The sequence below is a fragment of the Lysinibacillus alkalisoli genome (genome assembly GCF_014643595.1).
GTDB classification, from domain to species: domain Bacteria; phylum Bacillota; class Bacilli; order Bacillales_A; family Planococcaceae; genus Metalysinibacillus; species Metalysinibacillus alkalisoli.
The window spans coordinates 1-25,620 of record NZ_BMJT01000011.1 but is presented as its reverse complement, the minus strand read 5'-3'; the positions used below and the strand labels follow the sequence as shown (position 1 = coordinate 25,620).

The 25,620-nt window shown below is 39.6% G+C and carries 22 protein-coding genes, 1 other RNA gene and 1 CRISPR repeat array; of the genes, 5 read left to right on the top strand and 18 right to left on the bottom strand.

The features are described 5' to 3' along the window. Positions 1–21: 21 nt before the first annotated feature. The 8 genes from IEW44_RS13795 to IEW44_RS13760 form a co-directional block, all read right to left on the bottom strand. On the bottom strand, positions 22–1,926 hold the full coding sequence (locus IEW44_RS13795; RefSeq protein WP_188615643.1) for an ATP-dependent DNA helicase: 1,905 nt from the start codon (positions 1,924–1,926) through the stop codon (positions 22–24). A 65-nt stretch (positions 1,927–1,991) separates the two neighbouring features. After that, complete coding sequence (locus tag IEW44_RS13790) at positions 1,992–3,125, bottom strand: THUMP domain-containing class I SAM-dependent RNA methyltransferase (RefSeq protein ID WP_188615642.1); 1,134 nt, start codon at positions 3,123–3,125, stop codon at positions 1,992–1,994. Positions 3,126–3,134: 9 nt separating this feature from the next. Continuing rightward, the gene (locus tag IEW44_RS13785) at positions 3,135–4,862 is read right to left on the bottom strand and encodes a putative bifunctional diguanylate cyclase/phosphodiesterase (protein WP_229704252.1); all 1,728 of its coding nucleotides are present in this window, start codon (positions 4,860–4,862) and stop codon (positions 3,135–3,137) included. 102 nt (positions 4,863–4,964) lie between these two features. Then, positions 4,965–5,338, bottom strand: an RNA gene (gene rnpB, locus IEW44_RS13780) — RNase P RNA component class B. A gap of 152 nt (positions 5,339–5,490) precedes the next feature. Continuing rightward, on the bottom strand, positions 5,491–5,790 hold the full coding sequence (gene gpsB / locus IEW44_RS13775; protein WP_188615641.1) for a cell division regulator GpsB: 300 nt from the start codon (positions 5,788–5,790) through the stop codon (positions 5,491–5,493). 80 nt (positions 5,791–5,870) lie between these two features. Beyond that, positions 5,871–7,118 (bottom strand): ribonuclease H-like domain-containing protein, encoded by a 1,248-nt coding sequence (locus IEW44_RS13770; protein ID WP_188615640.1) that lies wholly within the window; start codon positions 7,116–7,118, stop codon positions 5,871–5,873. A gap of 208 nt (positions 7,119–7,326) precedes the next feature. After that, a complete protein-coding gene (locus IEW44_RS13765; RefSeq protein WP_188615639.1) occupies positions 7,327–9,627 on the bottom strand; it encodes a DEAD/DEAH box helicase in 2,301 nt (766 codons plus the stop codon). 5 nt (positions 9,628–9,632) lie between these two features. Then, positions 9,633–9,983 (bottom strand): YppE family protein, encoded by a 351-nt coding sequence (locus IEW44_RS13760; protein WP_188615638.1) that lies wholly within the window; start codon positions 9,981–9,983, stop codon positions 9,633–9,635. 164 nt (positions 9,984–10,147) lie between these two features. Between IEW44_RS13760 and recU the strand changes: the two genes are divergently transcribed. From recU to IEW44_RS13735, 5 genes are all read left to right on the top strand, one after another. After that, complete coding sequence (gene recU, locus IEW44_RS13755) at positions 10,148–10,765, top strand: Holliday junction resolvase RecU (protein ID WP_188615637.1); 618 nt, start codon at positions 10,148–10,150, stop codon at positions 10,763–10,765. After that, complete coding sequence (locus IEW44_RS13750; RefSeq protein WP_188615636.1) at positions 10,762–13,428, top strand: transglycosylase domain-containing protein; 2,667 nt, start codon at positions 10,762–10,764, stop codon at positions 13,426–13,428. Before recU ends, IEW44_RS13750 begins: the two co-directional genes overlap by 4 nt. Positions 13,429–13,693: 265 nt before the next feature. Continuing rightward, a complete protein-coding gene (locus tag IEW44_RS13745; RefSeq protein WP_188615635.1) occupies positions 13,694–16,726 on the top strand; it encodes a hybrid sensor histidine kinase/response regulator in 3,033 nt (1,010 codons plus the stop codon). Between the two features lie 77 nt (positions 16,727–16,803). Next, positions 16,804–17,385: a TetR/AcrR family transcriptional regulator gene (locus IEW44_RS13740; protein WP_188615634.1), complete on the top strand. Its 582-nt coding sequence runs from the start codon at positions 16,804–16,806 to the stop codon at positions 17,383–17,385. After that, positions 17,378–18,454 (top strand): DUF418 domain-containing protein, encoded by a 1,077-nt coding sequence (locus IEW44_RS13735; protein WP_268236387.1) that lies wholly within the window; start codon positions 17,378–17,380, stop codon positions 18,452–18,454. The genes IEW44_RS13740 and IEW44_RS13735 overlap by 8 nt, the downstream gene beginning before the upstream one ends. Positions 18,455–18,761: 307 nt before the next feature. Here the strand turns inward: IEW44_RS13735 and IEW44_RS13730 are convergent, their stop codons facing one another. The 10 genes from IEW44_RS13730 to IEW44_RS13690 form a co-directional block, all read right to left on the bottom strand. Next, positions 18,762–19,286, bottom strand: coding sequence for a glutathione reductase (locus tag IEW44_RS13730; RefSeq protein ID WP_188615632.1), 525 nt, complete (start codon positions 19,284–19,286; stop codon positions 18,762–18,764). After that, a complete protein-coding gene (locus tag IEW44_RS13725; protein ID WP_188615631.1) occupies positions 19,270–20,079 on the bottom strand; it encodes a class I SAM-dependent methyltransferase in 810 nt (269 codons plus the stop codon). Before IEW44_RS13725 ends, IEW44_RS13730 begins: the two co-directional genes overlap by 17 nt. After that, a complete protein-coding gene (locus IEW44_RS13720) occupies positions 20,067–20,498 on the bottom strand; it encodes a BrxA/BrxB family bacilliredoxin (RefSeq protein ID WP_188615630.1) in 432 nt (143 codons plus the stop codon). Before IEW44_RS13720 ends, IEW44_RS13725 begins: the two co-directional genes overlap by 13 nt. 390 nt (positions 20,499–20,888) lie before the next feature. Further along, a CRISPR array of direct repeats spans positions 20,889–21,381; the repeat unit is 32 nt; unit sequence ATTTCAATCCACACTCCCATGTAGGGAGTGAC. A gap of 178 nt (positions 21,382–21,559) precedes the next feature. Then, positions 21,560–22,315: an N-acetylmuramoyl-L-alanine amidase gene (locus tag IEW44_RS13715; RefSeq protein ID WP_188615629.1), complete on the bottom strand. Its 756-nt coding sequence runs from the start codon at positions 22,313–22,315 to the stop codon at positions 21,560–21,562. A 121-nt stretch (positions 22,316–22,436) separates the two neighbouring features. Continuing rightward, positions 22,437–22,700, bottom strand: coding sequence for a phage holin (locus tag IEW44_RS13710; RefSeq protein ID WP_229704251.1), 264 nt, complete (start codon positions 22,698–22,700; stop codon positions 22,437–22,439). Beyond that, on the bottom strand, positions 22,687–22,977 hold the full coding sequence (locus IEW44_RS13705; protein ID WP_188615628.1) for a hypothetical protein: 291 nt from the start codon (positions 22,975–22,977) through the stop codon (positions 22,687–22,689). The genes IEW44_RS13710 and IEW44_RS13705 overlap by 14 nt, the downstream gene beginning before the upstream one ends. Before the next feature lie 101 nt (positions 22,978–23,078). Then, on the bottom strand, positions 23,079–23,366 hold the full coding sequence (locus tag IEW44_RS13700; RefSeq protein ID WP_188615627.1) for a hypothetical protein: 288 nt from the start codon (positions 23,364–23,366) through the stop codon (positions 23,079–23,081). Positions 23,367–23,464: 98 nt separating this feature from the next. Further along, entirely contained in the window at positions 23,465–23,578 is a 114-nt protein-coding gene (locus tag IEW44_RS16035) for a CD1375 family protein (protein ID WP_268236386.1), read from the bottom strand. A 3-nt stretch (positions 23,579–23,581) separates the two neighbouring features. After that, positions 23,582–23,842 carry a hypothetical protein gene (locus tag IEW44_RS13695; RefSeq protein WP_188615626.1) on the bottom strand — a complete coding sequence of 87 codons (261 nt, stop codon included), beginning with the start codon at positions 23,840–23,842 and terminating at the stop codon, positions 23,582–23,584. 44 nt (positions 23,843–23,886) lie between these two features. Beyond that, on the bottom strand, positions 23,887–25,620 hold a 1,734-nt coding region (locus IEW44_RS13690), incomplete at its 5' end, for a glycoside hydrolase family 78 protein (protein ID WP_444543219.1).

The window sequence follows — 25,620 nt, the reverse complement described above, 5'->3', positions numbered from 1 at the left end:
GCGAAAATTCGCTAGCTTTTTTTATGCAAGTTGTGGTGCAACAGCACATAAATTTTGTAACGTTGGCAGTAATGTTGCTTCTTCCTCATTTAACAAAAGCTCGATGGTGCCATAATCATTCGCTGTGCGAATTAAACGTCCCATACCTTGTTGTAAGCGCAGTTGCATAAATGGCAATTCCACTTCTTCAAATGCATCCTCTGCAAAAGCACGCTTGGCATCAAATAATGGGTCGTTTGGCGGGAATGGCAAATCGTAAATAATTACCCGTGTTAACATTTGCTCAGGTAAATCTAATCCTTCCCACAAATGATACGCACATAAGGTTTGAATGTCACCTGCTTGAAAATCACGTACAATGGCTGATAACTCACGGTCACCTTCAAATGCCATCGTTAATTTAGTCATCATCGAGACAGTAGCTCTAAAAGCATCCATAGCTTGTTTAGACTTAAATAAAATTAATGTTTGCTTAGGCTGTTGTAAGAGACGTTCAACCATTGTTGCCTTCTGTTGTTGTGGTACTTGATGAGCGTGGATTTGCATGACACTCTCATAATCAAATGGTGACGCCACAGTAAATGATAAGTAATCCCGAATACCTAAGCTGTAAGCAATGTAAGAAAAATCTTGATCTACAGATAAGGTAGCTGATGAAAAGACAATCGGTAACTTTTTAGAGAACAATGTTTCTTGCAACACTTCTGTAATGAGACGTGGCATTATTACTAGCGTAAAGCCATCTGTACTCTCCTCCACCCAGTCAACAGCGTCTTCTTTCTCCACAAAGATACGCATAGCTGCCACATAATGCTCTAAAAATTCCTCTGCCATATTTAGTTCATATTCAGGAATCATGTACATTTCTGACTCAAACACAAACTCCTCCATTAAGGTATCGACATCTTGTATTAATTGACGACCATACGTTAATAATGTTTGTGATTTAGTAATGCGCATACGCTCTTCGCCTAATGTCACCACATCGCGCAACTCATCAAAGAATAACTCATGATGGTCTTGTAGACGCTCCATAGCATACAATGTTTTTTCACGGACACCATCTACCATTAAACGCTCTAACATGGAGACAATGGTACGTGCTTGCACTTTATAAGTCATCGCCTTTTGTGCAGCATACTCTAGCAAATGCCCCTCATCAAGTACCATCATAGATACCTCTGGTAACAGTGCCAGCTGCCCTTCACGTTCACGTGACGCCTTAGTCGCTAAATGCTCCATTAAAAAATCTTGTGAACAAATAATAAGATCCCCTGCTGCGCGGTAATGTGTACGATGTAGTGTTTGTCCGCAACGATTGCGCTCATCACAAACCGCACATTGCATTAACTCATTATAATTTACAAATTGCCAATCCTCATCACTGACAGTTGGATAATCACTGCGATCACCATACAATGTAATGTCACGCATAGGTCCATGTGTAATTACCGCTTCTGGCATAGAGAAGGCAATATCATCAATCCAGTCTTCTGTAATGATATTTTCGGCTTGTTGAAAACGTTTAAGACATAAATATTGGTCACGTGACTTGGCAAGGCGTACATCAATATTTAAGGCTAGTGCCTGTTCTAACTTTTCAATGTCGCCACCTTTTTTCACTAATTGGTCAATCAATGTTTCATCGGCACACGCAATTAAAGCAGGTCGCCCTGTATAACGGGCATAGGCAATAGCAGGTAATAAATAGGCAATTGTTTTACCTGTACCTACACCTGCCTCTGCAAAGAGTACTTTCTTTTCTTTTAATGCCTTTTCGATTTGATAGGCCATAAAGATTTGCTCATCGCGACAGTCAAATCCTTTCTCAGGTAACTCATCATATAAAACATCGCCAATCCAATCACCTAATGATTCAAAAAAAGAACGGTCTTTTGCTAACTCAAATGGTAGCTTTTGTCGCATTGTTTAATCCCCTCTCACATAAGAAAGGCTGTCACAGATGGACAGCCATTACACTTAACTTACATTTATCGTTTTGACTTTTGACCCCAGAATTGATAATAATCTGTGCGGATAAAGCCATTAAATAGCTTGCGTTTTTTCGTTGCACGCTTGCCGTATAATTTCTCAAAATTCTCCATAGACGACAGCATATAAACAGACCATGTTGGATAATTTACCATGACTTCGCCTAAATCGCCAATGACTTGCTCCACAACTTCTACTTCACCAATACGCTCTCCGTAAGGTGGGTTACCAATCATCACACCATCTGTTAATGGCGTTGTAAAGTCGCGTGCTTGCATTTGTTTAAATGAGATAATATCTCCAAACCCTGCTTCAAGCGCATTCTCTTTAGCAATTTCAATCATACGGTGGTCAATATCTGTACCTAAAATGGTGAGCTCTTGATCGTAATTCGCGGCATTATCCGCCTCATCACGCGCTTTATCCCAAATGCTTGCTTTCATCCAAGGCCACTCTTCGCTCACAAACTCACGATTATACCCTGGGGCAATATTTTGACCAATCATAGCTGCCTCTAATACAATTGTGCCTGAACCGCAAAATGGGTCTACAAATGGACGATTAGGTTGCCATTTTGAAATCTTAACCAATGCCGCAGCTAGCGTCTCTTTTAAAGGCGCCTCCCCTTGTAATTGGCGATAGCCACGTTTGTGTAACCCTGCGCCTGATGTATCAATCGTAATGGTTGCCACATCTTTTAAAATGGAAATCTCAATTTTAAATAACGCGCCAGACTCATCTAAAAAGCCTAAGCGTTTATACGATTGTTTTAAACTTTCTACAATCGCTTTTTTAGTAATAGCTTGGCAATCTGGCACACTATACAATTTTGACTTTACAGATTTACCTGTTACAGGGAAGTTAGCATCGACAGGTAAGTATTTATCCCATGCAATCGCTTTTACCCCTTCAAATAATTGTTCAAATGTCTTAGCTGGAAATTGCGCCACAACAATTTTCACACGGTCAGCTACGCGCAACCATAAGTTGGTGCGTGCAATAGCTAACTCATCACCTTCAAAATAAACTTTGCCATTATCTACTGTTGTTTCATATCCTAATTCACGTACTTCTTCTGCTACAATGCCTTCTAAACCCATTGCTGCGGTTGCAACTAATTTAAATGTTGTCATTTTACACCTCTACATATGCTCGTCCCAAAAACTTAAAAATGCGATAAGTTCTTCAAAAGGTAACGGTTTACTATAATAGTACCCTTGAATAATATCACAGCCCATCGCTCGTAACAAATCGACTTGTTTTTCTTGCTCTACACCTTCTGCTACTACTTTCATATTTAAGCGATGTGACATTTGAATGATCGCATCAACGACTGCTTGCTTTTCATCCAATGTAGTAATTTGTTGAATAAAACTACGGTCAATTTTTAAGAAATCAAGCGGAAATTTAATTAAATAACTTAAAGATGAATACCCTGTACCAAAATCGTCAATAGAAATTTTAAAGCCTAGTTTCTTTAATTGCACTAATTTTTCAATGGTACTTGCGGAATCATTCATTACGGTACGCTCTGTCACCTCTATCTCAAAGTGTTTAGCGGCAATATCATAAGCCCTTAACGTTTCAAGTAATTGAGGAATAAAGCTGCGTTGCTGAAAATGAATACTTGATACATTAATAGCCATTGGTAAATGAATACCTTGTGCTTGTAAATCACGTTGCGCCTCACACGCTTTTTCAAAAATAATTTCACTCAGCGGTATAATTAATCCTGTTTCTTCTGCATAATCAATAAATTCTGCTGGCGAGACGAAGCCAAGATGTTCATTTTGCCATCGTACTAGTGCCTCTAACCCTAACACTTGTTGTGTTTGTGCACAAACCTTAGGTTGAAAATGCAAAAAGAAATCTTTTGCGTCAATCGCTTTACGCAACTCCGTATCAATTAAAATTTTACGTTTTGCATTTGTTTTCAGCTCTTCAAAGTAGAACTCAAAACCGCCTCTACCTGTCGTCTTTACATAATGCATCGCTTTATCTGCTTGATGTAATAATTGTTCTGTTGATACGGCATCATAAGGATATAAACTAATGCCAATACTTGCCGTTAAGTAAATCTCACTCTGCCCTAATAATACAGGCTCTTGAATGATTTCTTGAACCCTTTTAGCAAAAATGGAAGCTTCCTTAGGTGTGCGTAAATTAGTGAGTGTGATAACAAATTCGTCACCGCCATAGCGTGCAATAATATCTTTATTTTTGATAAGCCCTTTTAAACGAGCGGCTACCATTTCTAAAATATCATCACCAATGCCGTGACCAAATGTATCATTGACACTTTTAAAACGATCGATGTCGATGACGAATACCGCATGTTCAAAGGAGTGAGTAGTGGTAGTAGCGGAGGATAATAAGGCATCCATACGCTCAACAAAATTACGTCGCGTACTAATATTTGTTAAGCTGTCGGTTCCTATTGTTTTTTCTAGTTGGATTTCGACATTTCGTTGTTCGGATAAATCTGTGAAAATACCGCAGTAGTTAATAATTGTTCCTGCTGCATCACGTACTTCAGAAATTTTCAAATGCTCAGGATATACATCTCCAGCTTTACGACGATTCCAAATATCGCCTTGCCATACCCCTTGCTCTTTAATAATACGCCACATCCCTTGATAAAAATGTGGCTCGTGCATGCCAGATTGTAAAATAGCGGGGGTTTTACCGATGACTTCATCACGCGTATAACCTGTTACAAACTCAAAAGCGGGATTCACATGTTGAATGCGCTTATACTCGTCTGTAATCATAATCCCCTCACTTACACTTTCAAAAATCTTATACATTACCTCATCTGCAATGGTTTGGACTGATGAACATAATACTGTAGAAAGACCTGTATTCCCCACTTACTTTCATCCTATCTCTATATAATCTGTGCTATTTATTATTAAGAAAAGCTCTCCACGCATGATGGAGAGCTTACATAAGCTATATGTATCATTAACCCATTCTGTAAGCCATGTTTTGTTCTCGCTTACTCAAACGGCAGTTGCCTCGTAAATCGAGCAGTAATCATCTGTCTACGATCATTGACCGTCTCTCTATCCGTTCAATTCCTTTTAGAGAGTGCCCCTACCTAATTTGGGTTTCTCACTCGCGGGGTTTACCTCGTTCCACCTTTACGATTTCTCGTAAAGCTTCGTCTCTGTGGCACTTTCAGGAAGCGTCTACCATGCCTAAAGGTTTAGGTATTACTTCCGCCGTCAGCTGTTACACTGCCATACCTTATGGTTTCAGTATGCACGGGCACTACAGGCATCTCAGCACTGTGTGAGCATGGACTTTCCTCTACAATACAAGATTGCAGCGATTACTCAAATCGATTAATGATAAGAAAATTATACTAGAGAAACGGCATAAAAACAACTATCAACTTAACTTCATAACATTTCGACAATTCATTGTGCAATATCATAGGTCAAAAGTATAAAACAGCGTGACAAAAGAGGTCGGCTCTTTTATCACGCTGTTATGTTACTCTTCTTGTAATTTGTCACCAAAGACATGCTTTTCTAAATTAGAAATACGTTTTAAAATATCAAAGTTTGTCGTATTTGTGCGGCTCATCGTTGGCGATTGTCGTGGTGGAGCCTCTGCTGAAATTGATTTCAATCGTCTGTTCTCCTCTTGTAAATCCGCCAACAATTTTTCCATTGTGTTGTAATCTTCAATAATGATATCTAAAAAGTCGTTCACTTCATCTGTGTTATAACCACGAAAGCTTACACTAAATTCTTTTTCAAAAATTTGATCTGCTGTTAATTTTCTTTCCATAATTATCGCCCTTCCATCCAAGCCATATCTGCTTGTTATTATAGCATAACGAGCCTTGTACTCCTACTGTAGCTATCGCACTAATTTATCTTTGTTTGTTGTGCGATTTTAGTACCTAGTCGTCTCTGTCTTTTTTGCCATGCCACTAATTTATTGGCACGCGTTGGATTTTTAAGCCTTGTACTCATCATAATACATTGTATGGCCTCGTTACAATATTCAAGTGCTTTTTCGTAATCTTTATACGTATGTTCACTTAACTTTGCTAATTCCTCATACGCTTGTAATTGTTGCACCTCTGCAAGTTGTGGCAATGCTTGTTGAAAAGCTTCATACGCTTGTTGTGGTTGTTTATTTTTTTTATATTGCCATGCTAAGTAAAAATAAGCGTCATATGTGTCTTGATAGGCTGTATTTGTTGTCACACGTTGTAAAATAGCTTGACTGCGCTCATGGTCTTTTAAATCGGCATACCATTTGCCAACGTTCGTATGTGTGATTACATTATCTTTTGCCTCTTCTAACACTAAATAAACAGATTGTGTATACAGTGTAATTAACGATAATAAATCCCACTCATTATGTTGCAATACTGCCATTAACTGATCCGGTACACCGCTTCTTACTGCATCCGCATAAATAATAGGTGCGAGAAAGCCTGGAATATCATTATCTCTTGTAAATCCTAACTTATCTTCTTCAATAGTAGTTAGCTTCATAGAAGTCATATCTTTCTTCCATAAGCGACGCGTTGTATGAAGTAAATCAATATGTGCTCTTTTTTTTAGAGGTGGTAATTGTTGACGATGTAAGGTAAAACGGGTTTCTAGTTGTGGCCAATCAAAACTTTTACCATTGTACGTCACAATCGGCGTTGATTCACGCCACATAGATGTAGCGAATAACATCGCTGCTTCGTGCGCTGGGTCAGCTTGCACATATTGCTTTAAACGAAAGCCCTCTTCCTCTTCATGCAATTCACCCATCAAAAAAATTTGTGTCCCCACACCTTTTAACCCTGTCGTCTCTGTATCAAAAAAGACGAGCTCTTGGTCAGATACTAAAGGATGGATGACTTGTGCCTCTTGGATTTTTTGTTTTGCTGTAAAGTATTCGGCTAATGTAAAATGACCATGTATCATTGATTTGTCATAATACACTTCTCGCAAAAAATAGGTGCCAAAATCATTAGTATATGCGGTTAAACCTGCCTTTTCCCATGCTGCCACATAGGGTGGTGGGATGGGTCTTTTAAAAGTTGGTCGAGCTACGTCCTTCGCCTTTTTTAATTGTTTTTTTAACAACATCATTTGTTTCTCATATGACAAGTTACTCACCACCTTATTGTCCTTTAATTATACATGATATTAATCCTACCTAGCAAAAAAGTGCAAGAAGCATACGCTCCTGCACTCATTGCACGTAAAGCATACTATAACGCTTACGAGTAGTCATCTTCAACTTCTCACCTACTAAAAAGATAAGGTGAATAAAACCTTTATACTTTTCGTTACATCACATCATGCATATTTATTCCTATATCTCATCATGGCCTGCCTCATCAGCTTGCGCCACTTGCTGTAATTTTTTCAACAATGTTTTAACATTTGCTTTAGCATTAATAAACGTTTCTTGAGCGCCAATACACGACGGGCAACCTGCATCACAAGCGCAATGGGCAACATGTTGGTATGTTTTTTCTATGAGTCGCGGCCAAATATCATATACTTTTTCACTTAAGCCAATGCCACCAGGGTATTTATCATAAATAAAAAAGGTTGGCATCTCACTATGTGTCGCTTTCACTTGTGGTACAACCGCAATATCATTGCTGTCGCATTGAATAAAAATGGGGATGAAGGCGCTCATTGCATAGGCTGCACCTGTCATCGCATCTGTTAATTCTTCTTCATTCCATTCATTAAATGACATAAAAGATAACCACGTCGCGCTAGTATGCATTTCATCTGGTGGTAAGTGTATCGGGCCAGAGCCAATATTGTCATGTGTGTTAAAGCGTATTTTTTTGAATATTGTCGCTTGTGCGACTAGCCCCACATCCCCATAACCAATAGCATTACCTTGCCACTGTGTAGAACGGTCTTCATCTAATACTTTCATTTCCACAGCAAGATTAGCATCTGTATAATAATCCACATCCACTTCTCGCACATACGCTTTTTTCTCTTCCCAGTCCAGTTCCTCTACTTGATATTGAATGCCTTGGTGTAAATAAATAGCCTCCTCATGTAATAAAGTCATCGCACTATGACGGTCCATCTCGCCAATCACAGTTGTGCTAGCAGGGATTGTTTTGTCAATAATAATTACATTCTCTTGTGAGGCAGAACGCAAGCTGATGTCATGTGCTGGGAAACGGTCACTCATCCAATGCCATTGGTCACTCGTTTTAAATAACACGCCTTGTTCTGCTAAGTAGGCTAATAAATCTTGTATATCATAGCCACCATAACTATCTGTTGTCATAAAAGGTAATTCAAATGCAGCACATTTTAAATGATCCATTAAAATCATCATATTCTCAGGATAAATACGCGCTTCTTCTGGTGCTTGCCCGAGTAAGAATGCCGGATTTTCAATAATGTATTGGTCAAGTGCAGTAGATTGTGCAACATAGATAATTAAAGCTTCGCTTTGGCGTCTGCCTGCGCGCCCAGCTTGTTGCCAAGCACTCGCTATAGTACCGGGATAACCCGTCATAATACAAGCTTGTAGCTGTCCAATATCCACGCCTAACTCGAGCGCATTTGTGCTGACAACGGTCTGAATACTACCATCACGTAGTCCTTTTTCAATAATACGACGCTCAGACGGTAAATAACCGCCACGGTAACCTTTTATCGACTCGTCTTGAATCTTGCGCTTAGTGAGCTCTTGTAAATACGTAACAATCATTTCCACACGCACACGACTCTTTGCAAAAATAATCGTTTGAATGCCTGCTGTGTATAGTTGCTTAGCTACATGACTTGCCTCTAACACAGCACTCCTTCGCACACCAAATGCAGGGTTAACAAGTGGTGGGTTGTAAAAGATAAATGTTTTCTTCCCAACAGGTGCTCCTGAATTTGCAATTAATTGATGCGGTGTCGCAGTTAAAGTTTCCGCTAACTGTTTAGGATTTTTAATGGTTGCCGATGTACATATAATAGTAGGGGTTGAACCATAATAACGACAAATGCGCAACAAACGTCGTATAACGTGTGCGACATGACTGCCAAATACGCCTTTATACGTATGTAGCTCATCAATCACAATAAAGGCCAGGTTTTCAAATAAAGATACCCACTTTGTATGATGTGGCAAGATCCCCGTATGCAACATATCAGGGTTCGTCATCACAATATGTCCTGCCTGTCGCACTTTTGTGCGTAAGCCAGGCGCTGTATCCCCGTCGTACGTATAGCTTAAAATAGGCACTTCCATCGCTTCAATTAAGGCACTTAAATCATTCATTTGATCCTGTGCCAATGCCTTTGTAGGAAACAAATATAAAGCACGCGCCTTATCGTTATGCAAAATGGTTTGTAACACCGGTAAATGATAGCAATATGATTTCCCTGAAGCGGTTGGTGTAATGGCAGTAAAGGATTGCCCTGCCATAGCTAAGTCAAAAGCTTCTCTTTGATGCGTGTATAATCGTTCAATACCTCGCATCGTTAAAGCGTGACGTAAAGATGCATGTAGTTCAGGTGGAAAAGCCGCATACTTTGCTGGTACGGCGGGTAAAGTTTGTTGATAGGCAATACGAGCTTGCATAGTGGCATCTTGTTGCCATTCTTGCAGTAACATCGCAATTGTTTTATTAGCTAGCATATGCTTCATTCCTTTATGAGTCGTTGTAAAGTTTGTAAGGTGTATCTTGCGGCAAAAACGGTATCTGTAAATCGCTTTTTACTCGTCTTTCTAAAAAAAGATTGCACGGTTAATTGTTCTAATTGATCTTTAGTATTGTCAATTTGAATGGCATGTAAATACTTTTGTGGGTGACTTTGTAACCATGTTTTTGTTTCTTCCGCCCACTGTGCAATTTTAGGATGCCATTCATCCGCATAAGGCTTTACTTCTGTATAAAAGTCGGCATCTCGTTCTTGTTCACGCAAATCAAAAAAACGCGTTAATGCCGCTTCACATTGTGTAATAAGTTGCTCTGTTAATAAGGAAATTGTCATATTGATACCCCTTTATGATTTCATCTTACTTTGTAGTGTAACAAACTTTGAAGCGAACGTATATTCTTTACAACGCCTTAACTTTTTGTTACGATTTCTTGTTGAAACAACCACTTTGCGATATGCTAAAGTGTAGTACTACTTTACGAAAGCGAGGAGACATTTTGACGATTCGATATCCAAATGGCAAACCATTCATCGCCACACCTACGTCGTCGAAGCAAGTAAAAAACTCGTTCAGTAATCGGGGGCAATCCTTAGAAGATGATTTAAACGAGACCAATGCCTTCTATCTTGCTCACCAACAAGCAGTTGTGCATAAGAAACCTGTTCCTATCCAAATCGTCAATGTAGAATACCCACATCGCAGTGCTGCTGTTATACGTGAAGCTTACTTCCGCACGCCATCAACAACAGATTATAATGGGGTATGGCAAGGGCATTACATTGATTTTGAAGCGAAAGAAACAAAAAACAAAACGTCTTTTCCGTTGCAAAACATTCATGAACACCAAATGTCACATATGGCAGCTGTTCAAAATCAAGGCGGATGTGCGTTTTTCATTATTCGCTTTACCAATTTAGCGCGTGATTATTTCGTTCCTTACTCAGCTATTGCTCCTTGGTGGGCAGGTATGAAAAAGGGCGAACGTAAATCGATTCCGCTCAGCTTTTTTGAAACGCAAATTTGCATTTCAAATAAGTATGCACCGCGCATTGACTATTTACAGGCGCTACGTACGTTTGTAAATCGTACAGAAAGTGAGGAAAACAATATATGACTGAAAAAAAACGATCTCGTGCTGACGCACATAAAAGTGCGAAACGCCCTAGCAGAGGTCAAAAGGCTAAAAAGCCAAAAAGTGGTATTGGGACTATCATTAAACGTATCTTTTTAACACTTATTGTACTTGGATTTTTAGGTTTATTGGCAGGCGGTGGCTTATTTGCCTACTACGCAAGTACAGCGCCCTCGTTAGATGAAGAGCTTTTAAAAGACCCTTTGTCTACTACTTTTTATGATAAAGACGGTGAAATTTTTGCAACAATTGGGGCAGAAAATCGCGAGTATGTAAAATATGAGGACATCCCTCAAGGTATGATTGATGCGATAATTGCTACCGAAGATTCACGTTTCTTTGAGCATCATGGTATGGATTTCTATCGTTTAGGTGGCGCCATTGTAGCTAACTTTACAAGAGGCTTTGGTTCAGAAGGGGCAAGTACAATTACACAACAAGTTGTAAAAAATGCCTTCTTACACAATGAAAAACGTTTGAAACGTAAAGCACAAGAAGCTTGGCTATCGTTCCAACTTGAACGTAAGTATACAAAAGAAGAAATTTTTGAAATGTACTTTAACAAAGTATTAATGTCAGGTCGCACATATGGCTTTGGCACAGCCTCAAAATATTTTTACAATAAAGAACTAAGTGAACTATCTTTAGCTGAATCTGCATTACTTGCAGGGATGCCTCAAGCACCAAATGGCTATAACCCTTTAAAATATCCAGAAGAAGCCAAGAAACGTCGTAATATTGTGCTTAGCTTAATGAATCAACATGGCTATATTTCAGAAAGTGATATGAAAGCAGCTCAACAAGCGCCTGTAACAGATGGCTTAACGACTGAAGAGCAACGTCAAACATTTGTCGGCTCTAAATACGAAGCCTTCCTAGATGTAGCGTTAAATGAGCTAGAAGCAAATGGTGATGGCACAGCATTAGATGAAGGCTTAAAAGTGTATACAACACTTGACCCTAATGCCCAAGAAACCGTGGAAAATGTTATGAACAACGATGCATTATTCCCAACAGAGAAAATTCAGTCTGGGATTTCAGTCATCGATACTCAAACAGGTGCTATTAAAGCAATTGGTGGCGGACGCAATTATCAGTTTGGCTTTAACTATGCCAACTCCTTAGACCGTCAACCAGGTTCCACAATTAAACCAATCGTTGATTACGGCCCAGCTATTGAAAATGAACAATGGTCAACAGGTCATGCCATTGTCGACAAACCTACAACATATACAGGGACTAACATTGCAGTTAACAACATTGATATGAACTATCTTGGCACATTAACGATGCGACAAGCCTTGTATATGTCACGTAATACAACAGCTGTTCAAGCTTTACAAGAAGTCGGGACAGAAAAAGCACAAAAATTCGCGGAAAACTTAGGCATGAAGCCAAAAAATGGTTTAGTAGAATCCGATGCACTTGGCGGTGGTGAAATTAGTACATCACCTGTTAAATTGGCAGGTGCTTATGCCGCATTTGGTAATGATGGTGTTTATAACACACCACATGCTATCGAAAAGATTGTGTATCGTGACGGTGTCTCTTCAAAATCTTATAAACCAAAATCAAAAGTAGCCATGAGTGATTATACGGCTTATATGATTACCGACATGTTACGCGATGTTGTTGGTGATAACCCTGGTGCTTCTGGTACACGAGCTAATATCCCAAGTATTGATATGGCAGGTAAAACAGGGACGACTAACTACTCGGATGACGAATTACAGCGCTACGGTTTACGCAGTGACAGTGTGCCTGAAACATGGTTTGCAGGTTATTCAACGGAATATACCATTGCTGTGTGGAGTGGCTACGAAAAGCGTTCTGATGCTATGACAACATGGGATGAACGTTATTTACCACAAACATTATTCCGTGAAGTGATGGGCGAAATCGCCACTAACCCTAGCAAGTTTACAAAACCTAGCTCCGTAACAGAAGCGGTGATTGAAGTAGGCTCTAATCCTGTCCGTTTAGCAAGCAGCTCAACACCTGCTGAGAAACGTCGTACAGAATTGTTTGTTAAGGGCACTGAACCTAAACAAGCAGTAAAACCTAAGGAAAAAGAAAAAGACAAGGAAAAAGAAGAAGCACTACCAGCACCTGGTGTGAGCGCTTCTTACGATGAAGCTACTAATCAAATTGCTGTCAACTGGTCATACGACAAAGAGGGCGCCACATTTGAATTAAGTGCTAATGGTATGAACATTACAACAACAAGCGATAAAGCCTTTACTTTTGCTAACCCTGGTACAGCCGAAAGTTATACGATATCTGTAGTGGCTATTGTAGATGGCAAACGGAGTAGTCCAGGCTCAGCTACAGTTACTGTAAAAACGGAAACAGAAGAACCTGAGGAGCCTGAAGAACCTGAAAATCCTGACCCTGAAGTAACCGATCCTGAAACGCCTGACCCTGGCACAACGGACCCTGAAACACCTGACCCTGGTGATGGTTCTGGTAATGGGACAGACAACGGCAATAATCAAGGTGGTGGCACTGAGAACGGTGGTAACACTGGCGGTAATCAAGGCGGTGGCACTGAAAACGGTGGTAATACTGGTGGTAATCAAGGCGGTGGTAATACTACCCCACCAACGAACCCCAACACGCCTAATCCACCTACCAATAATCAATAATAAAAAAACAGCTGAGCTATTATGCCCAGCTGTTTTTTATTATGTGCTTTTAAGCTAATTTCCCTATGTTCTGACTTTACCTTCTATATTACAATAAACTGTAAAATAGCACGACCTATCATTACCTTTGTTTAGGTATAAAGTTCTTGATATACATAGAAAACAAGGTATTATAGCTTACACGATATTTACCATATCGAAATAAAATTTGCATTTATAGTTAAATTAGCGTAGTTTTATAGGTGTTTGAAATGAGGTGAATACCATGATTAAAAAAGAAAAACGTCGAAATTCGCTTATTATTTTACTTTTTTTAATTGGGATTTTTATAGTAAAACTATTGTGGGTATACTATTTCACATCAGAAGACTCGCCTGACATTAGGAATGGTCAGTTAGATTTATCCGATTATACATTAGCGAAAGAAGAGCCTTTTACATTGGATGGGGAGTGGTCCTTTTCCCCTTATCAGCTCTATGATGATCATCCCGCCAAAAATACTGTACCCATCAAAGTACCTAGTCACTGGAATACCACATTAAACCCGAGTAGCAAAGAGGCTTACGGATATGGAAGTTATTATTTAACGATTACAGTAGCACCTTCCAATCAATTATATACTTTGTATTTCCCTAGCGTACGCAGCGCCGCTACGGTATTTGTCAATGGCGAAAAGTTATATCAGGCAGGTCAAGTTGCTACTACAAAGGCAAGCTACGAAGCGGATAATATCCCTTTTACTGTGAGTTTTAAAGCACCTGATGGCCAGATTCATATCGCTGTTGATGTTGCCAATTATCTCGACCCTAGGGGTGGTGGCATTGTGCGTTCTGTTAAATTTGGCGCCAACAGTGAAGTGTTTTCCGCCATTAATGTGGCTAACTCCATTCAATTACTAACTAACATGGTATTTTTAACACTCGCTTGTTTAAGTATTTTATTGTATATCATCGGTGTGCGTGACAAACGTTTATTATATTTTGCAGGTGCAGCATTTGCCATTAGCATTTTTATGAGCATCCTCAACGAAGAAAAAATTTTAGCTAAACTATTACAACTCTCTTATACACATGGGTTTATCCTTGTTAATATCACACAATTATTTTTAGCTGTCATGCTCATTCAACTAGGGCGCATTGATTGCTCGGCAAAGTGTTATCGTTATAGTCAATATTACATTTATATTGGTGCATTACTCACGCTTCCTATCGTATTGTTGCCCTTGCATTTAGTCATTACAATGAGCCCTATTTTCTCTGCGTATTTGGGGATAGCATTTTTATGGTTACTGATTCGCCTAACCTATAAAGAACGTCACTATATGCAGCGCACCCTGCTCATACGATTGGTCATCACTGGGATATTACACCATCTCTTATGGTCTGTTTATTTTATGTACACAGGTATTAAAGTACTGTTTTTCCCATTTGATATTTTACTACCTTTATTATTATTAACAGCACTTTGGCTTAAACGTTACCATGAAATTTATATCCAAAAAATTGAGCTCACAGAGCAATTACATCATGCTAACCAATTGAAAGATGAGTTTTTAGCTAATACATCACATGAACTACGCAACCCTCTACACAGCATACTCGCCTTAACAGAGACTGTCATGCAACGTGAGAAAGAGACTTTAAGCTCAACAAGTCAACATAATTTACAACTTATGATGGCTGTTGGCAAACGTATGCGCTTATTATTAGATGATTTATTAGATATGTCCTATTTACAGCATGGACAACCAAAGTTAAACGCTGGGAAAGTGCGTATTCAAGCACAAATTAATGGGATTATGGATATGCTAACGCCTATTCAAGACGCTAAAAAATTAACATTCCATAATAATATCCCTAGTTTTTTACCTGCTGTTTATGCAGACGAGAACCGTGTCATTCAAATCTTATTTAATTTATTACACAATGCGTTTAAATATACCGAGCACGGAAATGTCACGATTGATGCTTATCAAGTGGATGACTATATTAAAGTAACTGTTCAAGATACAGGGATTGGTATTGATGAAGCAACATTAGCAAAAATCTTTACACCTTATGAACGCTCACAGGAAGCTATTGCTATGTCAAATGGTGGTTTTGGCTTAGGTTTAAACATCAGCCGCAATTTAGCACTCATTCAAGGTGGTGATCTAAGCGTACATACCTCCCCTGAAGGTTCAACGTTTACATTAACCCTACCCCTCTATGTAGGAGAGGATCAACAAGTTGCAGCACCAAGTCCTGCACCTGTCATTTGTATGGATAATGAAGCAACTCCTTTATCCACTGCAACTTCTTCATTCACGAAAGGGCGTATTTTACTAATTGATGATGACCCTATTAACTTACACGTCATCCAACAAATTTTGATAGAAGATGGACATGAGGTCATCACTAGTCTAAATGGTTTAAAGGCGTTATCCTTAGTGCGGAAACATCATATTGATCTAGTCATTTGTGATGTGATGATGCCACGTATTTCAGGTTATGAACTTACCAAACAACTGCGTGCACATTACTCCCTGACAGAGTTACCGATCTTATTATTAACAGCTCGTACCCAAACAGAAGACTTAACCACAGGCTTTAAGAGTGGCGCTAATGATTATGTTGTGAAGCCTGTTGATATTACAGAGCTTCGTGTGCGTAGCAATGCGTTGCTAACGGTTAAAAAATCACTACAAGACCATTTACAACTTGAAGCATCTTGGCTACAAACACAAATTCAGCCACACTTCTTTTTCAATACGTTAAATACGATTTTAAGTTTAAATGTTATTGACCGCAACCGAATGGATGAAGTGTTAGAAGCCTTTACTACCTTTTTGCGCAGTAAATTTAAATTTACCCATTTTACGCAAGAGATTCCTTTACAAGAGGAGATTGACCTTGTAAAATCCTATCTTTTTATTGAGCAACAACGGTATGAAAACCGTTTGCATGTAAAGTGGCAAGTGGCAACTACAGATGCATTTATTTTACCATTAACCATTCAGCCACTTGTTGAGAATGCCATCAGACATAGCATTATCAAAAAACCTGAGGGTGGTACTTTAACCATTATAATTCGTGAGCAACCTACAACCTTGCACGTCACTATTCAAGATGATGGCATTGGTATGGATCAAACATTTGCCGACCAACTACTCACACGTAACTTTAGCTCACAACACGGGATTGGTTTAATCAATACTAATATGCGCCTGACAAAGAAATATGGAGAGGGCTTACAAATTACAAGTGCTTTGCATCAGGGCACAACCATTACCTTTAAGCTCCCTAAAAATAAGGCATAGTCTTTTGACTTGCCTTATTTTTTATTGTAGTTTATTATTTTACCTACTGGTAAGTAAATTATAAGGAGTGAAGTAGTATGACTTCCAAAGAACAAACGTTACAAGCCATTAAAGACACTGCCTATACACTTTTTGCACAATTTGGTATTGATAAAACAAGCTTTGCCATGATTGCTAAAGAAATTGGTGTCTCAAAGCCTGCGCTCTATTATTATTTTGATTCTAAAGAGGCTTTAGTTACAGCGATTTTCGATGAATTATACGTAGCCATAGAAAAAGATTTAACCATTGATTTACGCTCAGTCACAACTGCCAACTATGTCACTTCATTGATTGCCTTTGGTGACAAACAAATTGATGACCAACTGCAAAACCCGCTATTTAATCGCGTATTCAATGAATATCTATTATTAGCAGCACGTGATGTACGTTACCATGAACGTTTACAAGCGATACAGCGCATCTATTTGCATACTTTTCAGCAATATGTTGATACTGGTGTGACACTAAAGCAAATGAGCGCTGAAAATGCTACACATAAAGCTACTATTTTAGCTATGGTGCTTGATAATATTAGCAATTATATTTTGACAGGTTATGAACTGGATTATAAAAAAATATGGGCCGTTACTGTACAACAGATACTATGTAGTGAATGAGCGTATCGAAGGTTTAGATGTAGCTCGAGCACTTGCTATGTTCGGCATGTTAATTGTGAATTATACCGTCATCACTCATACATCAACAGAAGGCGACCATTTTCTCGCCATCTTTATGCATTTATTTGAGGGGCGAGCTTCCGCATTATTTGTTATACTCGCAGGTGTAGGGCTCACATTACTAACAAAACAAGCTTATTTGACACAGGAAGTCACACTATTAGCCAAGAAACGACGTGACATACAAAAACGTGCTGCCTTTTTATTTGGGCTGGGATTACTCTTATATCTGATTGGTTGGACAGGCGATATTCTTCATTATTACGGGGTTTATTTGTTTATGGCTTCGTTTGTTTTTCAACATTCGAGTAAGCGCCTACTAGTCGGAGCAGGTAGTCTTATCGTTTTTGCACAACTTGCACAGATAAAATGGGACTATTTAGCGGGTTGGCATCCCGAGCGTCCTCTTCTTGAATATCTGGACTTTTGGACAGCACAAGGTTTTTTACGCCATCTCTTATTTAATGGCTATCACCCGCTGCTCCCTTGGTTTAGTTTTTTACTTATTGGTTTAGTGTTGGGCCGTTTATTACAGCGTAGACAATGGCGCAAACCGTTATGTTGGTGGAGTATTTTTGTACTAATAAGCGTAGAAACTTTAGCTCGTTATTTGCAACATAACAGCACTTCTTGGCTAGATGCTGACAGTGCCTTCTTTTTATTTGGCACAGGCCCCATTCCTCCTAACATTGCGTATCTATTATCCAATACAGCTTCTTCTATTCTACTAATCATTATTGTTTTATGGTTATGTGAAAAATGGGGGCAAACGATCATATTACAAGCGCTCGCTTATACAGGGCAATTAACTTTAACACATTATGTCGCACATATTTTAGTTGGGGTGACAATTTTAGAGGTATGGGGACGTACATCACAACAATCTTTACGCTTCGTTTTATTATTTGCTGTGGTCTATTTTATCATCAGTGTACTATGTTCTTACGTATGGCGTAAACAATACAAACGTGGGCCGATTGAGTGGTGCATGCGTAAAATCATTCAATAAATTGGACAAGGGGCACATTCATTTAGAATGTACCCCTTTAGTATTTAATAGATGCTACCTACAATTATCAAATTTATTTACTCGTATCAACTCAATCATCTGAGGAAAATTTCTTTACCGCGGTAATCTTCCACTGTGTTGTCTTCTAACTTAAGCAACGCAAGCCCTACCTGCTCTTACGTCCTTGTAGCCCCGAAGCTACGCCAGTGTGAATAAGTGTCTGTCAAAAACATTCGCAGAATGCCAATGATAGCACCTAAAATAGCACGTCTACTATTATAGCACAGTATACCATTTATGCAAATGGCTAGGCGTCATTTGACTGTGCACGTGCCGCTAACAAACCCTCTACTTCTTCCATGGACATATTAAACATCTTAAGCGCTGACGTTACAGGTGTGAAATAGTGCAGCACCTTAGCCTTACCATAGGTTGCCTCCAATTGTGCCCAGGCATCATTAGTTAATACAACAAAGGCAAGTGTGTCACCACCTAATGATTCCATATACCAGCGAATTTGGTAATGTTCAGCCATCATTTGTTGCATCGCTTTTATCGTAATATCTCGCTCTGTATAATCTGTGTGATAGGGAATCCTCATTTTTACACCGTTATGTTGTAAAAAAATATCTACTCCCCTTGCTTCTGTCGTAGTTTCAAATGTCACAGTGATTTGGTCTTTTGGGAATAGTTTTTCATTAAAATAGTCAATGGTGGCTTCATCACACTCTTTCCAGTCCACCCAAACCAAAACATCGCCATCTTCAAATATTTCTTGCTCCTCCAGTGGATTTTGTAAAAATGCTCCTATTTGCTCATAGCAACCCTTCATCTCGTCTCTCCTTTTCTATCACACCATAATGAAATTTAGCTGTTGTTCTTGTCATTTGTTGAAAACCATAGGATGCAAACCACGTCGAGCGAAAATGCGCTTTCAACACGACACGCTTTTTAGCTACCCGCACAGCATGTTGTACCCATTGCTCTGTTAATCCCGCTTGTACACCCGCATGACGCAACGTTGTAAAATTGGTAGCTTCTTCAATCGTCTCTTCAAACATAGGGTCCATATAAACCACGTCAAATGAGTTGTCAGGCAGCATTAATAAATAATCTATCGCCTGGGCATGAATGACTTCAATGCGACGCATACAAGCCGTCAATGGCAATGTTGTCACATCATACTGTTGCAAACCTTGTTTTACAATAAAGGCTACATTTCGATTACCTTCTAGCCCTATCACACGACCCGTATCCCCCACTTGATAGGCACCTAACATGGCATCTGCTGCGAGTCCTAACGTACAATCTAATAACGTCTCTCCCTTACTTAACTGTGTTGCCACTAAAAAAGGGTCTGTCTCACCTCTCGCCACACGCTTCAAACGAAAAGCCGCAGAATTTGGGTGAAAGAAAAAAGGCTCTATCGCACTCAAAGGATAATAAGCAAATCGGTCTTTGCCTGCCACAATAATATGGGCGTGCAATTGCTTTGCCATCGTAGTAATCGCTCGTTTACGGCGTGGTTCATAAACAATATGTAATTGTTCACAGACAAAAGCAGCGAGCGCCAACGATCTCTCGTCTGGTCTGCCCGCTGTCGTTACAATTGTTATTGGCTGCATGTTTGTTTAAGCACACCTGTTAAGTGGCTAATAATTTGTGCTGGTTCAAAACCTTCAATTTGCTCGCGCGGGATAAAATACGCCAATTGCCCATCTTGTAAAATCGCCATAGATGGCGAACTAGGTGGTACTTCTTCAAAGTAACCACGCATCGCTGCTGTCGCCTCTTGATCTTGCCCTGCAAATACCGTAACTAAGTGGTCTGGTTTCACCTGTGCTATAGCTTCTCTTGCAGCAGGTCGTGCTAAACCAGCGGCACAACCACAAACAGAATTAATCACGACTAAAGTAGTTCCTTTAGCTTCTGGTAAAAACTCATGTACCGCCTCTGCCGTAGTCAGCTCAGTAAAGCCCGCTTCTACCAATTCTTGACGCATCGGTTGTACTACTTGCTTCATATATTCATCGTACGCGTTCATATTTTCGCCCTCTTTCTTGTCTATTCACAAAGCCTATTATAACAAGGATTACAAGCGATATCTAGTAAGGGAACTTTCACACTTTCCTTCCTTATTTCATGCTTTTTGTGACTTTCTCGTGATTTTTTGTGACTTTTATGTGATTTTTCAGCCCCTTAAATCCCCTTCATTTATTCCTCCCTTTTAAAAATTACAAAATAAGCCTTTGATAATTTTTTGCGATTTAACTGCCATTCTTATCCTAGTTAAAAAAGCGCAAAATAAAAAAGTCATGCGCTATTGTGAATGATACCAATAACACATGACTTTTATTCCGTGTGGCTATTTTATTTGTCATATTATCGTGGAGGGATGACGTGTTAACTACAGCAAACCGCACCCAAGTACACGATTTCAATCCACACTCCCATGTAGGGAGTGACAGATATGTGGCTTGATCCTAGCAAATACCCTTTATTTCAATCCACACTCCCATGTAGGGAGTGACGGAGTATATTGTGGAATTTGCTAAAACTACTTTTATTTCAATCCACACTCCCATGTAGGGAGTGACAGATAAATTTGGTGTTGTTTGTGGCGTTGAATATATTTCAATCCACACTCCCATGTAGGGAGTGACACCTAGAACTTTAGGAAAAGTTATATCATACGGAATTTCAATCCACACTCCCATGTAGGGAGTGACATAGCAGAGGCAGAGGCAGCTAAAGAGCGAAATATTTCAATCCACACTCCCATGTAGGGAGTGACTTTCGGTTAAATTCTTCATTAGATATTTAAAAGTGATTTCAATCCACACTCCCATGTAGGGAGTGACCGACGCCATGTGGGCAGTGTTAGGACCAATACTTATTTCAATCCACACTCCCATGTAGGGAGTGACTGCGAGATATGGTTATCTCACGCTTTCATTGTACTATATCTAGGGATTATTGGAAAGTTCTTTATTCTCTTCGATTTCATCAACTCTTTATTTTGGTCATCTGGTGTGCGAACCCCCCAGGGATTTCATGGGCACTTCGGGTTCGCCACATGAGGTTCGCACAAAATGACACCTACATTTATTTAAACTCTCGATTAACTACTGCCGCTTGATAACTTAATAATTGTATATCATTGTATTTCGCAATTTTATCATCCGTGTGATACTTGGCATCAATGATACCTGCAGCACGTGCTTTTTTGAGTAGCTCTCTAATCTCTTTGCGTCCTGTACTATTTAACATCGTTACAGCCTCCTTTTTATCTTTGATAGGCGCAATAGGCTTTGCGCCTTGTAAAATCTCACGTATACGTAAGGTAAAACGTAAGACATAAGCTGCCTCGGTGTATCCTCGACTGACTGCGCCTGGATCTCGACCGCCATGTCCTGGGTCAACACATACTGTGCCATTGGGTTTACCTAAATTGGCAAGGGCCTGTTTAATCGCACTGGCATGCGTTTGGGCCAATAACTCAAAGTTCGTTTGACCAACGATGGTGTTATACTCGCTTGCGTTTGTAATAAAGCCCAACTCAATTAAATAGGCTGGCATATTGGTCTCACGCAATACGGCAAAGTTGGCGACTTTTTTACCGCGATTAAACTGTTGTAGCGCTCGCAATGCAGGTAAAATCGCACCATGATATATGTTACGACTGTTAATGGTTGCTTTATTTTGAGTAGGATAAGTAAAATCTTCATACCCATAGGCTGTCGCTGTAGCAGCATTCAAATGATACGACACAAATAAATCCGCCTTATTGCGATTAGCAAAATAAGCACGCTCGTTAAGCCCAACGTAAACGTCTGTGGTGCGTGTCATAACAACTTTCATCAGTCAAACACCTCGTTTTCTGGTGCTTGGTAGCACTCCTGGCACATCATTTCGCCATTGAATGTTTCTAACACATCAATTTCTCTACAACATACTACGCATTCTGTTTTGTGTTCCATTATTATTCACCTTCCTTCCGTGGTTTTTTATATCGCAATGCTTGCTCACTATCTTTGACACCATCTGTTGTTGGGTCAATCACAATACCTAACAAAACTAAGATGGCTAGGATTGTTTCAGCCAACGTTGTGATTTGGTCATTGTAAATTGTGAAATCGGCATTAAAAATCGCTGCCACTTGATTGCCTAATAATAGAAGCAAACTAAAAAGCGACACAATAAAGGGCTTGTGTCGCAAACGTGCTTTCCAGTTAATTTTCATCATCACATTTATCCTCCAATTTATTAATACGGTGATGGGCTTGTTTGCTCGACTCCTCCACACGTGTAATACGCTCACCGTAAATCATCATTTGACGCTCACTGGCTTTTAAATCAATACGGATGTCGTTAACACCCTCGCTGATGTGCTGTAGTTGTGCGCTCACTTGCGCGTCCTGTTTTGTATCGCTTTTGCGGTCTCTATCTCTATTGATGATGTAGCCTAAACCAGCAACTACTAGCCCTAGCACACCAACTAAAACAGGTACATCTATTGTCATAAATTATCTCCTTTTCTAAATAATAAAAACACCCTCTGAGTAAAGGGTGTTAAAATCAATAAATTCTTTCTCTCCTATTACATGAAAAAACTTCTAAATGTTCATTGAACTAAATCAATTATAATCGCCTTAAGATTTTTCAAGTCCTTTTCCAAAACTATAATGAAGCCATTCGAGGAAAACTCTTCGCCCTCGATATTGAATACACAAGGTGCCTTTTCTCTAGTAGTATCTAAAGGCGTTTGACGACAGAAATCTTCTAGAAATTCCATCTTAATCAATTTTTCTTTTATTACCTCTCCTACTTCAACAACCTCATAAAGACCTTTTACTTCAAAAAAATATTCTTCATTATTGTAAATAACAGAAAATGATGCAAATTTATTCATGTTACACCTCCTATAGTATTATACGATACAAAATATAATATCTATAGGAAATATAAAAATAACACTACCTTATGCTGCGTCCTCTTGCATTACATCTTTTACTTTTTGTTTTGGGCTAATAAAATCTCAACTTGATCACGTAGCGCCTGAGGCTGTACGTCATTTAGTTTGCGTAGACCTGCTTCAATTAGCTTTTGGTATACTACTGCCATTTGTTATGCCTCCTTTACGTTATGCATTTCATAAATTTCTGCTATTGCCAACATGGTGCGTGTTTCACTGTCTGTAATCGTTTGCTTTAGTTCTTCATTTTCTTGCGCCAGTTTCACAGATGCTTCATAGGATTCTGCTAAGGCGGCCATTAGCTGCATATTGGTTGATTCTAGTTCCGCCATGCGCCCAGGTAACATTTCTTTTGTCTCTTTTTGAGCACGTTCTGCCTCTAGTGATACATGTGCTAAAAATTTCAATGCCACAGTCTCACCCCCTTCTCATATAAAAAGAAGCCTAAGCTCCTTTATCAGTCGAATGTAAATCCGTGGGAAGCAATGAAAATATCGCCCATGGTGTCATTGGCCACTACCTCTACTTTTAATGCCACCGCCCACGTTTCTGCTGTTTTAACGTTGTTTGTAAACGTATAGTAATCCATGTTTAAAAAGTCTGTGGTCATGTCCTCCCACGTTGGGATAATGTCATTGGCGTTGTTACAAATCCAAACTTTAATCGTAGCTGGATTACTCCCATCTGTTGCAATAGCATAATCTAACGCAACAAGTACTCGATTAGCTGGTGCTGCAGCTGTATCAATGGGCTGTTTTAACGTATCATACGCTAATTTATTACCCGCTCTAATATGTCGCACTTCGCCATACTTTCCTATTGCCTTTGTGCTAGCGTCAATAGCTGCCATACGCCAGTAATATTTGGCATTCATGTCAATCTGCTCTTGTACTGTGTAGGACACGGTTTGCCCTGCTTGGTCATTTTTAACACCCTCTTCGGGAATATCGTAACCATTGACCTTCCATCCTGCACGATTTTCGTCGGATCGATGGGTTAACACCTCTCCTGTAAAATCAGCGTTCTTAGAAATTTGTACGATAAAATGTTGGCCATCGTCCTCTTTGTCGGTGCCTACAATACCGTTTAACGCAGGCTTTAGCGTTGTGCGATAGTTGTTAATTGGTGTTGTTAATATCGGTGCTGTAGGCGTCGCATTTGTCACGATATAGGCTTTATCACTTACACCTTCTATACCATTTGGATCCCATACGGTTACCTGGGCGTAATACGCTGCACCTTGTGTTAACACAAAATCAGGTATCGTATGTTCGTTCACATTTTTATAGATTTTATTAGTATTATAAATTTCTGCATCTGTATCCGTCATGCGTACAGCCAATTGATACGCGGCTTGCGCTTCTAAATCGAGGTCTTCAAAATCCCACTTGAAAGTGGGCGTTAAAGACGTGCCTTCAGGTGATGCTTCATGATTACTTCCTGGACGCAAATTAGCTACATTTGGTGGTCTATTAGGCAGAAAAAACTCGTCGAATGTATAATCTGACGGAACATCGTATTTATCCCACACACGCACACGCCACTTATAACGTACACCCCACTCTAATTTTATGTTATCTGGCAGCTGATAAAACGATTGTGCCGTTTGTCTTTTGCCAGAATCGTGTACGATTTGAGCATTCGTATTTTCGATGATTAATTGCATTGCCGTTTGGATATCGCCTGGATCTGTATCAATAAATTGATAGACAAAGGTAGGTGTAATCGTCGAGACGATGGCGATATTAGCTAGGTCACCTTTAGGCTCGACCGTTTTTGCTACAGGTGGCGCATTGGTTTTTGTGAACGTATACACACGTTCTGATTTAGCGCCCTTCTCATCAATCGCCTCAATCGTTATTGTTGATTGTTGGTTGAGTGGAATCTCTGCCCATTGGTCAAGTGTGACTACCATCTCTAAATCTTGCTTTTGCGGCACGTTGTTTTTTGTAGCCGCAATTTTTCCATTGATTTTTTCTGTGACATTAACGGAATGTCCTTCAGGGTCTGACACCTGGTACACCACACTAAACGGGCCTGTTTTATTACCTAAATTTTGAGACCCTCCAGAGATCAGAGGTGTAGAGTTCAGCACTTCAAGGACCGGGCGCCAACCGAAGTACGCGTTGCGAGTCGACGCGTCATACCAATACCAATGACGCGCCGAATTGCCGCCACGGCGCGCACGAAT

What these genes read in the sequence shown, in the direction of transcription:
- IEW44_RS13795 (WP_188615643.1), bottom strand. Translation starts at nt 1,926, where the DNA reads ATGCGACAAAAGCTACCATTTGAGTTAGCAAAAGACCGTTCTTTTTTT.
- IEW44_RS13790 (WP_188615642.1), bottom strand. Translation starts at nt 3,125, where the DNA reads ATGACAACATTTAAATTAGTTGCAACCGCAGCAATGGGTTTAGAAGGC.
- gpsB (WP_188615641.1), bottom strand. Translation starts at nt 5,790, where the DNA reads ATGGAAAGAAAATTAACAGCAGATCAAATTTTTGAAAAAGAATTTAGT.
- IEW44_RS13765 (WP_188615639.1), bottom strand. Translation starts at nt 9,627, where the DNA reads ATGCTAGCTAATAAAACAATTGCGATGTTACTGCAAGAATGGCAACAA.
- IEW44_RS13760 (WP_188615638.1), bottom strand. Translation starts at nt 9,983, where the DNA reads ATGACAATTTCCTTATTAACAGAGCAACTTATTACACAATGTGAAGCG.
- IEW44_RS13750 (WP_188615636.1), top strand. Translation starts at nt 10,762, where the DNA reads ATGACTGAAAAAAAACGATCTCGTGCTGACGCACATAAAAGTGCGAAA.
- IEW44_RS13745 (WP_188615635.1), top strand. Translation starts at nt 13,694, where the DNA reads ATGATTAAAAAAGAAAAACGTCGAAATTCGCTTATTATTTTACTTTTT.
- IEW44_RS13740 (WP_188615634.1), top strand. Translation starts at nt 16,804, where the DNA reads ATGACTTCCAAAGAACAAACGTTACAAGCCATTAAAGACACTGCCTAT.
- IEW44_RS13730 (WP_188615632.1), bottom strand. Translation starts at nt 19,286, where the DNA reads ATGAAGGGTTGCTATGAGCAAATAGGAGCATTTTTACAAAATCCACTG.
- IEW44_RS13725 (WP_188615631.1), bottom strand. Translation starts at nt 20,079, where the DNA reads ATGCAGCCAATAACAATTGTAACGACAGCGGGCAGACCAGACGAGAGA.
- IEW44_RS13720 (WP_188615630.1), bottom strand. Translation starts at nt 20,498, where the DNA reads ATGAACGCGTACGATGAATATATGAAGCAAGTAGTACAACCGATGCGT.
- IEW44_RS13715 (WP_188615629.1), bottom strand. Translation starts at nt 22,315, where the DNA reads ATGAAAGTTGTTATGACACGCACCACAGACGTTTACGTTGGGCTTAAC.
- IEW44_RS13710 (WP_229704251.1), bottom strand. Translation starts at nt 22,700, where the DNA reads ATGATGAAAATTAACTGGAAAGCACGTTTGCGACACAAGCCCTTTATT.
- IEW44_RS13705 (WP_188615628.1), bottom strand. Translation starts at nt 22,977, where the DNA reads ATGACAATAGATGTACCTGTTTTAGTTGGTGTGCTAGGGCTAGTAGTT.
- IEW44_RS13700 (WP_188615627.1), bottom strand. Translation starts at nt 23,366, where the DNA reads ATGAATAAATTTGCATCATTTTCTGTTATTTACAATAATGAAGAATAT.
- IEW44_RS16035 (WP_268236386.1), bottom strand. Translation starts at nt 23,578, where the DNA reads ATGGCAGTAGTATACCAAAAGCTAATTGAAGCAGGTCTACGCAAACTA.